The sequence below is a fragment of the Mycobacterium toneyamaense genome (assembly GCF_055384815.1).
In genome coordinates this window covers 4,243,580-4,254,993 of the sequence record NZ_AP040333.1, presented here as the reverse complement: position 1 = coordinate 4,254,993, position 11,414 = coordinate 4,243,580, and the positions used below count along the sequence as shown (strand labels likewise).

Sequence of the window (11,414 nt, the reverse complement as noted above, 5' to 3'; positions counted from 1 at the left end):
GCGCCCGCACCATGGGTGCGGAAGCCTGGTCGGAACGAGCACCCACGCCGGCGACTATACCGGCCGGCGCGGTCGGTACCCGCGCTGCTGGAAGGTGGAATCCCGGTCGCCGAGTTTGCCGGAAACCTGACTGGATCGCGCATCTGGACGCGGTCCTAATTGCTGTGGAATGAATATTTGCTGGTCAGGGTTTTGTCTTACTTTCCTGTATGCGGGTAAGATGCGGAGATGCTGTTTCGCCACGTACATCGCGCGGTCGTTGCTGGCGCGGTCGCTCTGCTCACGGTTGCGGCCCCGCTCGTCATCACGGGCGTGGCGCCGGTGGCTGCTGCCGACGACTGTCCCGACGCCGAAGTCATCTTCGCGCGCGGCACCGACGAGCCGGCAGGTATGGGCCGGGTCGGGGATGCCCTCGTTGATGCGCTGCGCAAGCAGGCCGGCGGCTTGACCATCAGGTCGTATGCGGTGGACTACAAGGCCACCATCACGCAGCGGCACAGTGGCGAGGGGGCCAAGGACGCGATCGCTCACATCAAGTCCACGGCGTCGGCTTGCCCCGATACAAAGATCGTTCTGGGTGGCTACTCGCAAGGCGCGAGCGTCGTCAACATCGTGGCCGGCTTCTCCGGTATCAACTGGGGTGATCCGTTGCCGCCTGAGTACAACAAGAACATCGCGGCCGTCGCTACTTTCGGCAACCAGGCAGACCGCACCGACGGAGCGCCGCCGACCCAGAACTCACCGCTCAGTCCCAAGGCGATCGACCTCTGTAATCCTGCCGACCCGATCTGCCACGCCGGTGCGGGCAATTCCTGGAGTGGACACACGCAGGGTTATGTTCCCGCTTACACGGACCAGGCAGCGGCTTTCGTGGCGTCGAAGCTCCTTGCCGGCTCGCATCTGACACCGCCCGGGTACGGCTCGCAGTTCCCGGCGTATGGCCCGCAGCCCGGTACCAACCCGCAAATGGGCTACGGCGCATTGCCCGGACCTCCGCAGACGTACGGCACGCCGCCGGGCCCGCAGGCCGGCTACGGATTGCAGCCTCCCAGTTCGGTTCCGTCGACCTCCTCTACGACGTCGCCGACTCCCGGACCCGCTTTGTCGTAGCGCCGCTGCCGTGCGCAGCATTACGTGCGCACAACAGGTTTCGCAGTTTTCGGCGGACTCCACGACCGGCATCTTGAGCGCTACGGTGACGAATTAAGTTGCAAGCGAACTGTTTTGATGCAATTCATGGCACGCCGGCCTGTCGGAGGCGTGAGTACGCCATCGTCGCGCGCAACCACAGTTACGTCAGAACTGCTGTGGAACAACGGGTCTAGCGCGTCGTGGCATTGACGGTGCTGTGATAAAACCGGCGAAATTCCGTTTCAGGTAAGCACGGCAAAGTCCTGAAGAATTGCTGTACGTCACGCATTGTGCGGCGTACGCTTTTTCCAGCTGCGCCGGGTCGGCCCGCCTCGGCGCAGTGCGAACTTCGGGAGCAACCATGTTGGCCCAAGGATTTGACGTCGTCATCGTCGGTGCTCGGTGTGCCGGCTCGCCGCTGGCCGCGATGCTGGCACGGCAGGGTGTGAACGTTGCGGTAGTCGAACGCGCGACGTTTCCACGGGACACCCTGTCGACCCACATCTTCGAGGCCGACGGGTTGGCATTTCTCGATCGCCTCGGCGTGACGGACCAACTGCACGCCACCGGTGCGCCGTTCATGATGCGGTCCAATTCCCGCGCCGAGGACTTCCAGTTCAATGTCAGATGGCCGCAACGTGCAGGCGACGTCGGCGGTAGTGCCTCCGTCCGGCGCACCCTGCTCGATCCGATTCTGGTCGGCGCCGCCGAGCAGGCGGGGGCAGAGGTACGGATGGCCGCCGACGTCACCGGACTGCTGCAGGACGGTGGGCGGGTCACCGGCGTGCGCGTCAGGAACGGTGGCCACGAGAACGAACTCCGTGCCCGACTCGTCGTCGGCGCCGACGGCCGCAACTCGACCGTCGCGAATCTTGTTGCGGCGCGTAAGTACAACGTCGTACCGAATCAACGTTTTGCGTACTGGGCGTTCTTCGAGGGCGCGAACATGCCGGAGGAGCCGACCAACGTCTTCCATCGGTGGGCCGACAAGTTCGTGATCGGCGCGGCGGCCGACAACGGGCTGTATCAGGTCATCGTGATCCCCGAGCTGAGTGAGCTACCGCGATTCCGCACCAACCTCGAACGCAGCTTCATGGACCACGCCCTGAGCTGTGAACCGGTGGTCGAGGCGCTCGAGGGCGCTCAGCGAGTCGGCAAGTTGTTCGGGATGGTCCACTACAACGGTTTCTTCCGGGACCCGTGCGGACCCGGGTGGATGCTGGTCGGCGACGCCGGTCATTTCAAGGATCCGTCGCCCGGGCGGGGGATCGGTGACGCATTCGCACAGGTTGACGCGGCGGTGCCGGCAATCGTTGCGGGACTGGGCGGTTCACCGGAAGCGCAGGACGCGGCACTGGCGCGCTGGGGCCGGTGGCGCGATCGCGAGTTCTCCGATCACTACTGGTTCGCCAACGATCTGGGCAAAGCGGGGCGGGTGCCGGCAGTGTTCCCGCAGATGGTCGCGGACCTGCATGACAAGGGGCAGATCGGGCGGTTCCTCGATCTCTTCACGCACCGGGAGAAGCCCTCGCAGGTGCTGAGTCCGGCTCGGCTGTTCGGCTCGGCCGGCCGGCTGCTGCGGCAGCAGCACCGGGGCAGACGTGCCCTGCTGAACGAGGTGCGCACGCTGGTCGGCGAGAATGCGCGTCACCAGTTCCTCAACCGTCGCCACGCGTACGCAACTCCGGCCGAGACCCTGAAACCCGCCGGTGCGACGGAGGTTGACGCCACCAGCACTGCGTGAGCGTGTGTCAGGTCAGGGTGTATGACGTCATGGACAGCGAACCGTAGGTGTAGCCGTCGACGAGCACGTGCGCCGGGGTGTCGGCGGCTGCGCACAGCCCGGCGAAATAGAGCATCGGGATGAAATGATCCGGGGTCGGCGCGGCGGCGGCGAAGTCGGGATGTTCCCGAAGCCGCAGAATGTCGGCCGGTACCGCCGTGAGCAGATCGGCTGCCGCGTCGTCGAACCTTGTGGCCCAATCGAATCCACTGTCGGGTAGCCGGGCGTTCATGGCCCGCAAGTTGTGCACGATGTTGCCGCTACCGACGATCAGCACTCCGCGGCTGCGCAATTCGGCCAGTTGCGCGCCGAGCGCGACGTGCTCCTCCAACGGCTTATCGGCGTTGATCGACAACTGCACCACCGGGATCGAGGCATCGGGGAAGGCATGCACCAACACCGACCAGGTGCCGTGGTCGATGCCCCAGCTGTCCCGGTCGGACCCGACCCACGTCGGTTTGACGGTCTCGGCGATCTCGTCGGCCAGCTCGGGAAGTCCCGGCGCGGGGTACTGCACATCGAACAGCTCCTGCGGGAAGCCGTAGAAGTCGTGGATGGTGCGGGGATGGGCCATGGCGGTGACCGCGGTGGCGTTGATGTACCAGTGCGCACTGACCACCAGGATCGCCCGGGGCCGTGGTACCGACTGGCCGAACTCTGTCCATGCGGCCGTGTACCGGTTGTGTTCCACGGCGTTCATCGGACTGCCGTGGCCGATGAACGCGGCGGGCATGATCGTGGGCAGGTCGGCTTGTCCGGTCATCATCTGCAACGCTACCGGGATCAGGCTCCCGTCGCCGCTACGGCGGCGGCGCGCCCTGCCCGACGGCCGAAGAATGAACCGGCACCGAGCTGGGTGCCGCTGGAGTATCCCTTGGCGTCCTGCGCGATGGTGGAGGCGCAGGCGCCGGCGGCGTACAGCCCGGCAATGGCGGTGCCATCGTCGCGGAGCACCTCCCCGTCGACCGAGATCGCCAGACCGCCGAGGGTGAAACCGCTGTAGAACGCCTTGCCGAGACTCAGATCGAACGCCGCCCATGGGCCGACGTCCTGCGGCTCGAGATACGTTGTCGCCTTGTGGAAGTCGGGGTCCTCGCCGCGTGCCGCATTCGCGTTGTACCTGTCGAGCGAGGACTGTAACCGGCCGGCCGGGATGCCGAGTGCCGCCTCCATCTCGGCGACATCTTCCCAACCGTCGATCAACTGAACCAACGGCATCGTCGGCATCTCGACATGACGTGAGTCGACGACGAGGTACGCGACGCTGTCGGGCTGTTCGAGGACGAAGGCGGAAGTTCGTGCGTGATAAGAGTCTTCGGCGACGAACCGGTCCCCGTTGTGGTTCACGATCAGGCCGGTGAGGAGGGTGGCGGGCGGATATACCGGAGCGGTCATGAATGCCTGGTCCAGGTATCTGGTCGCGGCGCCGACGGATTGACCGAGTCGGATTCCGATGCCGTCGTCATAGGTGCTGCCCAAGGCGAAAACGCGCTCATCGGCCAGTCGAGGCACATGCTGCGCCAGCATCTCGCGGTTCATCACGAATCCGCCGGTGGCCAGGACGACGGACTTCGCCCGCACGGCGCCCGTCTCACCGAAGTGCTTCCAGGTTGCGCCGACGACCCGGTCATCGTCGACGACGAGTGCGGATATGCCTGTTTCGTAACGGATTTCCGCGCCGAGTTCGCCCAGTCGCTCGACGAGAAGCTTGACCACCATGCCCGCGCCGCCGGTATCGCCGGGCACCGGGACCTTGTGACCTCGCGGTGCCGGAACCGCTTGCTCGCGGTACGGCCACACCTGCTCGTTGCCGGTGTACATCAGGCCCTGCGTCTCCGGCTGGATGACGGCCTTGTGCGGGTAGTAACTGCGCTCGAACTCGAAGCCCAGGGCCTCCAGCCACCGGAGATGTTCGGGACTGCCCTCGCAGTAGGCGTTGATCAGTTCCGGCACAGGCTCTTTGGAGACCGCGGTCAGATACTTGGCCATCTCGGCGGCGGAGTCGTCCTGGCCGGTTGCCTCCTGGACCGCGGTGCCGCCGCCCAGGTAGAAGTGGCCGCCGGCCATCGCCGTGGTGCCGCCGGCCACCGCGGCACGTTCCAGCACGAGTACGCGCGCACCTGAGGCGGCTGCTTCCACCGCTGCGCAGCCTCCTGCCATGCCGAGCCCGACGACGAGAACGTCGACCTCGTCGGAGAATGACGAAACACTTTGTGCTGATACTGTTTCCGGAATCATCACGCGCCCGCCGCGGCGGTCTTGATGTACTCGAACATCGCGTGAATCTCGGGGCTGAACTTGCCGAGCTCGATATACGGCACCCCGGCCGACGCGCCGTCGACATAGACGAAACGCATCAACCCGCCGGACATCTCACCCTCCTGGACGATGGCCAGACCCTGCTCTTGCGCCGACGCCACGGCGGCGTCGAAATCGGCCGGCTCGAAACACACGTGGTGCAGGCCCGGGCCGCTGCGAGCCAGGAATTCGGTGTAGATGCTTTTGCCGCGCACCGGTTCGATCAGCTCCAACTGCATGTCGCCCGAGTAGGACAAGGAGATGTGGGCCGTGAAGTCGGCGGGCTCGCCGTGCAGGCGGCAGCTCTCCGGCCCGAACTCGATGTCGGGCATCCGGACCCATGAACCGATCCCGAACTGCTTGCTCAGCAACTGCTCGGTCGCCTCGATGTCCGCGGTGACCCAGGCGATTTGGCAGATCGGTCCATAAGAGACGGTCATGGGTTTCCTTCCGGGGAGCCAGCGCATGGCGGGACGAACCACCTCAAAATAAGCGTCGTCACTTAATTGGTCAAGCGTCAGTGATTGCAATCTGAAGCCAGAGAACTACACTGAAGCCCGTGAGTCGGTCTGATGCCCGCACGGAGCTGCTCCTCGCCGGTGAGCGCCTGATCGCGGAATCCGGCCCGGAAGTGTCGCTCCGTGACGTCGCGGTGGCTGCCGGGCAGCGGAACAATTCGGCTGTCCACTATCACTTCGGATCGCGAGATGGCTTGATCAAGGCCATCATTGGCCATCGTCAGGCGCCACTGGAACAGGCGCGGCTGGCGCTGCTGGCCGAGCATGAAAGTGCCGGGGAGCCTGACGACAGCATCACCGCCCTGGTGACCATTCTGGTTGAGCCGCTGTTCGACACCCCGTACTCCGATGGGTCGAGCCACTACGCGCGCTTCCTCGAACGCGTGCGCCATCACCCCGTCATGGCTGAACTCACGCTCACGTCGGAGCAGTGGCCGGCCACCCGAATCCTCACCACCCGGCTGCTGCGCGCCCTCGATCACCTACCGGAAGCGCTTCGGCGCCAACGCATGGCGGCGATGGCCTCGGTCATGTACACCCTGCTCGCTGACCATGAACGCCAACTGGATGAGCATCGCGACGCGGCCCGTGGTGCTCTCGGTGAGGCCGAGGCCAGGGACAACATCGTCGCGATGGTCGTCGGTCTGCTCACCGCGCCGATGCCCGCGCTGGCTGACCCCCGCTGAAAACAACGATGGAGGAGCGCATGTCGGTCACGGATCAAGAGCTGACGGAAATCCGGCAGATCGAGGCGGGGGAGAACCCGACGAGGTTCGCCCGCGGCTGGCACTGCCTCGGCCTGATCCGCGACTTCAACGACGGTGCGCCCCATCAGATCGACGCGTTCGGCACGTCATTGGTGGTGTTCGCCGACAGCCAGGGCCGGCTCAACGTGCTCGATGCGTACTGCCGGCACATGGGCGGCAACCTGGCGTACGGCACTGTCAAAGGTGACTCGATCGCGTGCCCGTTCCACGACTGGCGCTGGGGCGGAGACGGCAAGTGCACATTGGTGCCCTACGCCAAACGGACGCCGCGGCTGGCGCGGACCCGCTCCTGGCTGACACTCGAACGCAACGGACAACTGTTCGTGTGGAATGACCCGCAGGGCAACACCCCGCCGCCGGAAGTCGACATCCCCGAGATCGAGGGGTACGGCACGGACGCCTGGACCGACTGGACCTGGAACATCCAGTTGATCGAAGGTTCGCACTGCCGCGAGATCATCGACAACAACGTCGACATGGCGCATTTCTTCTACGTGCACTACGCATTTCCCCGGAACTTCAAGAACATCTTCGAAGGTCATGTCGCCACCCAGGTGATGGATTCGACGCCGCGGGACGACATGGTTGTCAGCACCTTCCATGACCCGACGTCCATCCTCTATTCAGAGGCTTCGTATTTCGGGCCTTCCTACATGATCGACCGGCTGCGCAGCGTGGCCAACGGCATGACCGTCGACACCATCCTGATCAACTCGCATTACCCGGTCAGCCCGAACTCGTTCGTCTTGCAGTACGGTGCCATCGTCAAGAAGCTCCCGGGCCTGGCCGAAGAGGAAAACGCCGACCTCGCAAGAACTTTCATCGAGGGCGTTCAGACCGGCTTCGAACAGGACGTCGAGATCTGGAAGCACAAGGCCCGCATCGACAACCCGCTGCTCACCGAGGAGGACGGGCCGGTGTATCAGCAGCGCCGCTGGTACGAGCAGTTCTATGTCGACGTCGAAGATGTGACGCCGGATATGACGGACCGATTCGAGTTCGAGATCGACACCACGCATTCCATCGAGAGTTGGGAAGCGGAAGTCGCGGACAATCTGGCTGCTGCAACGTCGAACTGACTGCCGCAACAGGATTCAGTCTTCGTCGGATCGGCTGTGGCCGAGTAGCGCGGCCACCAGGTCGAGTGCGGTACCGATCTCGGGGGCGCCGCCGCCCAGCAGCGGCGCGTACAGATGCGCGTCGCACATGCGAATGAGCGCCAGGCCGAAAGTGGCGGTGGGTAGCGGCAATTCCATTCGGCCGGCCGCGACCTCGGCGTCGAGGAGCTCGCCGACCAGACGACCTGCGGTCTGCTCGACGAGTCCGGGCAGCAGCATGAGCCGCACGATCAGGAGCGGCTCACGGTGTGACACCGCCTGCAGCGGTTTCGCGTCGACAACGGCGTTCAGGAAGCGGTCCATCACCGCGAGGAGAAATCCGGTACCACCGCGCGATTCGCCCTTGGCTTCCGCCTCCGCGACGACCTCCGCGTGGGCTCGGCGAAACGTGCGTTCGGTGGCCTCGGCCAGCACGGTCGCGAGAAGGTCTTCGCGATTTCCGACGAGCCGGTAGAGAGTCGAGCGGCCGATCCCGAGTTCGGTGGCGAGCGCTGACATGTCGACCGGTTCGCCCGCCAGATACAGGCGAGTTGCAGCGTCGACCGCGGCCTGACGGCTCAATGCCGTCCCCAGTCGCGGGGAGTGGGTCGTCGATTCTGCTCCGGACATTTACCCATTATGGGACATTGCGCCGCTGTGTGCCAGTGTGGCACACTTCGCCTATGTGTCCCACGGTGTGGGGCCCTGTACCGCAACCCCCCCACGAGGAAGTTGACATGAGCACGCGATTCGAAGGAAAGACCGCGATCGTCACGGGTGCCAGTCGTGGCATCGGATTCGCCATCGCCCAGCGTCTGGTGGACGAAGGCGCCAAGGTGGTGATCACGGCCCGCAAGCAGGAAGCGCTGGACGCCGCCGTCGAGACCCTCGGTGGACCGGATGTCGCGCTGGCCGTCGCCGGCCGCGGCGACGACACCGAGCATCAGGATGCCGTGGTGGCCAAGGCGATCGAAACCTTCGGCAGTGCCGACCTTTTCGTCAACAACACCGGCATCAACCCGGTGTACGGGCCGCTCATGGACATCGACATGGACGCCGCGCGCAAGATTCTCGAAGTCAACGTGTTGTCGGCGCTCTCGTGGGTGCAGAAGGTGAACCGGGCCTGGCAGGGCGAACACGGCGGCGCGATCGTCAATGTCGCATCGATCGCCGGGCTGCGGCCCGCGCCGGGTATCGCCTTCTACGGGGTGTCGAAAGCCGCGGTCATTCACCTCACCGAGGAGCTGGCCGTCGAGCTGGGTCCGAACATCCGCGTCAACGCGGTTGCGCCCGCCGTCGTCAAGACGCGCTTCGCGACCGCGCTCTACGAAGGCCGTGAAGAAGAGGTCAGCGCGCACTATGCGCTCAAACGTCTTGGCGTGCCGGAGGATATCGGTTCGGTGGTGGCGTTCCTGCTGTCGGATGACGCCGGCTGGATGACCGGCCAGACCCTGACGATCGACGGCGGCGTGCTCCTGGGCGGTGGCGTCTGATGGCCGCCGGCGCACATGTCGAACTGCCGGGGCTGGACCTGGATCGCCTCGGTGCGTGGCTGTCGGCCACCGTGCCCGGTGCCGGCGCCACGCTGTCGGCGACGTTGATCGCCGGTGGCAAGTCGAACCTGACTTACCGTGTCACAGATGGCGATTCGTCGTGGATCGTCCGCCGGCCTCCCGTGGGCGAGTTGCTCGCCACGGCCCACGACATGAGTCGCGAATATCGGATGATGTCGGCGCTGGCGCCCACCGCGGTGCCCGTGCCCGCGATGTACGGATTCTGCGATGACGCTTCCGTGCTCGGCGCACCCTTCTATGTGATGGCCGAGATCGACGGCACGCCCTACCGGCAGGCCGCCGAACTGACGGCGCTGGGCGCCGAGCGCACCCGGCTCATCTCGGAGCGACTCGTCGACACCCTGGTCGCGGTGCATTCCGTCGATCCCGCCTCGGTAGGGCTCGCGGACTTCGGCCGGCCCGAAGGGTTCCTCGGGCGTCAGGTCGGCCGGTGGCACAAGCAGTTCGCGGCGGCCCGCACCCGGGACCTGCCCGTCATGGAAAAGCTCTATGACGCGCTGTCGCAGCGGGTTCCGGCCGATTCGGCACCCGGCATCGTGCACGGCGACTACCGCCTCGACAACGTGCTGTTCGATTCCGCGGACCGGCCCGCCGCCGTCATCGACTGGGAGTTGGCCACCATCGGCGACTCGCTCACCGATCTCGCGCTGATGGTGGCCTACGGGCAGTTGGCCGCATCGGGCAACGGGGAGGTCTCCGATGTCAGCGAAGCCCCCGGCTTCCTGACCGAACAGGAGATCATCGACCGCTACCACGCCGGAATCGACCGTCCGCTAGGTGATTTCGGCTTCTACCTCGGTCTCGCCTTCTTCAAGATGGCAGGCATCTTCGAAGGTATCCACTACCGCTATGTCAACGGGCAGACCGTCGGTGACGGATTCTCGTTCGCCGGTGACGCGGTGCACTTCCTGCTGGACGCCGGCCTCAACGCACTCAAGGAGCACTGACATGGAATTCGCGTACGACGCCAAGACCAACGAAATGATCGCCGAACTCACGGCGTTCATGGAAAGCCACGTCTATCCCGCCGAGAAGACGTTCCACGAGCAGCTGGGCGCCCTGGACAACCGGTGGGCGTGGGACAGTGTCCCGGTCCTCACCGAGCTGCGCGCCGAGGCCCGGCGTCGCGGTTTGTGGAATCTGTTCCTGCCGGGGCAGAAGGGCGCGGGCCTGACCAACCTGCAGTACGCCCCGCTCGCCGAGATCACCGGCCGCAGTATCCAACTGGCGCCCGCGGTGTTCAACTGCGCCGCCCCGGATACCGGAAACATGGAGGTGCTCAACGAATTCGGCACCGAGGAGCAGCAGCGCCGGTGGCTCGAACCGTTGCTGGACGGCGAGATTCGGTCCGCCTTCGCCATGACCGAACCCGACGTGGCGAGCTCGGACGCCACCAACGTCGAGCTGTCCATCGTGCGGGACGGCGACGAGTACGTGATCAACGGTCGCAAGTGGTGGATCACCGGCGCGATGAATCCCAACTGCACGGTGTTCATCGTGATGGGCAAGACGGACCCGACCTCCGAACGCCACCGCCAGCAGTCGCAGATCCTGGTGCCCCGCGGCACCCCGGGCCTCGAGGTGCTGCGCGGCATGGAAGTGTTCGGGTACGACGACCACGACCATGGCGGGCACGCCGAGCTGCGGTTCACTGACGTGCGGGTGCCGGTGTCCAATCTGATCGGTGAAGAGGGCGGCGGGTTCGCGATCGCCCAGGCCCGTCTCGGACCGGGCCGCATCCATCACTGCATGCGGGCGATCGGCGTCGCCGAGCGCGCCATCGAGATGATGTGCCAGCGGGCCGCGAGCCGGGTCGCGTTCGGCAAGCCGCTTGCCGAGCAGGGCGTGATCCGGGACTGGATCGCCGAGTCCCGTGTTCGCGTCGAACAGCTCCGGCTGCTGGTGCTCAAGACCGCCTGGCTGATGGACACCGTCGGAAACCGCGGCGCGCACACCGAGATTCAGTCCATCAAGATCGCCACGCCGCTCACCGTGCAATGGATTCTGGACAAAGCCATCCAGGTGCACGGCGCCGGCGGGGTGTCGCAGGACTTCCCGCTCGCCGCGATGTACGCGGGCATCCGCACGCTGCGCTTCGCCGACGGGCCCGACGAGGTGCACAAGAACGCTCTCGCCCGGACCGAGCTCAAGAAGCACCTGGCGGGCTGACCGGCACGCGTTGGTGTGGCGGCGTTCCTGCCGGGCAGGGGCGCCGCCCACCTGCATCTTTATTTGCATCAGAAATG

11 protein-coding genes are annotated in these 11,414 nt (G+C 65.5%); 7 read left to right on the top strand and 4 right to left on the bottom strand.

Annotated features, from left to right (window positions below; translation table 11 throughout):
• Positions 1 to 228: 228 nt before the first annotated feature.
• The gene (locus ACZ5IQ_RS20495; RefSeq protein ID WP_212806527.1) at positions 229 to 1,110 is read left to right on the top strand and encodes a cutinase family protein; all 882 of its coding nucleotides are present in this window, start codon (positions 229 to 231) and stop codon (positions 1,108 to 1,110) included.
• 382 nt (positions 1,111 to 1,492) lie between these two features.
• Positions 1,493 to 2,875 (top strand): NAD(P)/FAD-dependent oxidoreductase, encoded by a 1,383-nt coding sequence (locus ACZ5IQ_RS20490; RefSeq protein ID WP_212806526.1) that lies wholly within the window; start codon positions 1,493 to 1,495, stop codon positions 2,873 to 2,875.
• A gap of 7 nt (positions 2,876 to 2,882) precedes the next feature.
• On the opposite strand, the gene ygiD is transcribed toward ACZ5IQ_RS20490, so the two are convergent.
• Genes ygiD through ACZ5IQ_RS20475 form a run of 3 tightly spaced genes read right to left on the bottom strand, consistent with a single transcriptional unit; the run spans position 2,883 to position 5,652 of the window.
• Positions 2,883 to 3,647 carry a 4,5-DOPA-extradiol-dioxygenase gene (gene ygiD / locus ACZ5IQ_RS20485; RefSeq protein ID WP_464481491.1) on the bottom strand — a complete coding sequence of 255 codons (765 nt, stop codon included), beginning with the start codon at positions 3,645 to 3,647 and terminating at the stop codon, positions 2,883 to 2,885.
• A gap of 50 nt (positions 3,648 to 3,697) precedes the next feature.
• Entirely contained in the window at positions 3,698 to 5,152 is a 1,455-nt protein-coding gene (locus ACZ5IQ_RS20480; protein ID WP_212806524.1) for an FAD-binding protein, read from the bottom strand.
• Positions 5,152 to 5,652: a VOC family protein gene (locus ACZ5IQ_RS20475; protein ID WP_212806523.1), complete on the bottom strand. Its 501-nt coding sequence runs from the start codon at positions 5,650 to 5,652 to the stop codon at positions 5,152 to 5,154. The genes ACZ5IQ_RS20480 and ACZ5IQ_RS20475 overlap by 1 nt, the downstream gene beginning before the upstream one ends.
• Positions 5,653 to 5,771: 119 nt before the next feature.
• Between ACZ5IQ_RS20475 and ACZ5IQ_RS20470 the strand changes: the two genes are divergently transcribed.
• Together ACZ5IQ_RS20470 and ACZ5IQ_RS20465 are read left to right on the top strand one after the other, a co-directional pair.
• On the top strand, positions 5,772 to 6,416 hold the full coding sequence (locus ACZ5IQ_RS20470) for a TetR family transcriptional regulator (protein WP_212806522.1): 645 nt from the start codon (positions 5,772 to 5,774) through the stop codon (positions 6,414 to 6,416).
• A gap of 20 nt (positions 6,417 to 6,436) precedes the next feature.
• Positions 6,437 to 7,576: a Rieske 2Fe-2S domain-containing protein gene (locus ACZ5IQ_RS20465; protein ID WP_212806521.1), complete on the top strand. Its 1,140-nt coding sequence runs from the start codon at positions 6,437 to 6,439 to the stop codon at positions 7,574 to 7,576.
• Between the two features lie 15 nt (positions 7,577 to 7,591).
• Here ACZ5IQ_RS20465 and ACZ5IQ_RS20460 read toward each other — a convergent pair whose 3' ends face one another.
• Positions 7,592 to 8,224 carry a TetR/AcrR family transcriptional regulator gene (locus ACZ5IQ_RS20460; protein ID WP_244872816.1) on the bottom strand — a complete coding sequence of 211 codons (633 nt, stop codon included), beginning with the start codon at positions 8,222 to 8,224 and terminating at the stop codon, positions 7,592 to 7,594.
• A gap of 107 nt (positions 8,225 to 8,331) precedes the next feature.
• Here ACZ5IQ_RS20460 and ACZ5IQ_RS20455 point away from each other — a divergent pair, with 107 nt between their 5' ends.
• Genes ACZ5IQ_RS20455 through ACZ5IQ_RS20445 form a run of 3 tightly spaced genes read left to right on the top strand, consistent with a single transcriptional unit; the run spans position 8,332 to position 11,337 of the window.
• Positions 8,332 to 9,087 carry an SDR family oxidoreductase gene (locus tag ACZ5IQ_RS20455; protein ID WP_212806520.1) on the top strand — a complete coding sequence of 252 codons (756 nt, stop codon included), beginning with the start codon at positions 8,332 to 8,334 and terminating at the stop codon, positions 9,085 to 9,087.
• On the top strand, positions 9,087 to 10,115 hold the full coding sequence (locus ACZ5IQ_RS20450) for a phosphotransferase family protein (RefSeq protein WP_464480164.1): 1,029 nt from the start codon (positions 9,087 to 9,089) through the stop codon (positions 10,113 to 10,115). Before ACZ5IQ_RS20455 ends, ACZ5IQ_RS20450 begins: the two co-directional genes overlap by 1 nt.
• Before the next feature lies 1 nt (position 10,116).
• Positions 10,117 to 11,337 (top strand): acyl-CoA dehydrogenase family protein, encoded by a 1,221-nt coding sequence (locus tag ACZ5IQ_RS20445; protein WP_409430178.1) that lies wholly within the window; start codon positions 10,117 to 10,119, stop codon positions 11,335 to 11,337.
• Positions 11,338 to 11,414 lie beyond the last annotated feature (77 nt).

What these genes read in the sequence shown, in the direction of transcription:
- ygiD (WP_464481491.1), bottom strand. Translation starts at nt 3,647, where the DNA reads ATGCCCGCCGCGTTCATCGGCCACGGCAGTCCGATGAACGCCGTGGAA.
- ACZ5IQ_RS20465 (WP_212806521.1), top strand. Translation starts at nt 6,437, where the DNA reads ATGTCGGTCACGGATCAAGAGCTGACGGAAATCCGGCAGATCGAGGCG.
- ACZ5IQ_RS20490 (WP_212806526.1), top strand. Translation starts at nt 1,493, where the DNA reads ATGTTGGCCCAAGGATTTGACGTCGTCATCGTCGGTGCTCGGTGTGCC.
- ACZ5IQ_RS20460 (WP_244872816.1), bottom strand. Translation starts at nt 8,224, where the DNA reads ATGTCCGGAGCAGAATCGACGACCCACTCCCCGCGACTGGGGACGGCA.
- ACZ5IQ_RS20455 (WP_212806520.1), top strand. Translation starts at nt 8,332, where the DNA reads ATGAGCACGCGATTCGAAGGAAAGACCGCGATCGTCACGGGTGCCAGT.
- ACZ5IQ_RS20480 (WP_212806524.1), bottom strand. Translation starts at nt 5,152, where the DNA reads ATGATTCCGGAAACAGTATCAGCACAAAGTGTTTCGTCATTCTCCGAC.
- ACZ5IQ_RS20495 (WP_212806527.1), top strand. Translation starts at nt 229, where the DNA reads ATGCTGTTTCGCCACGTACATCGCGCGGTCGTTGCTGGCGCGGTCGCT.
- ACZ5IQ_RS20475 (WP_212806523.1), bottom strand. Translation starts at nt 5,652, where the DNA reads ATGACCGTCTCTTATGGACCGATCTGCCAAATCGCCTGGGTCACCGCG.
- ACZ5IQ_RS20450 (WP_464480164.1), top strand. Translation starts at nt 9,087, where the DNA reads ATGGCCGCCGGCGCACATGTCGAACTGCCGGGGCTGGACCTGGATCGC.
- ACZ5IQ_RS20445 (WP_409430178.1), top strand. Translation starts at nt 10,117, where the DNA reads ATGGAATTCGCGTACGACGCCAAGACCAACGAAATGATCGCCGAACTC.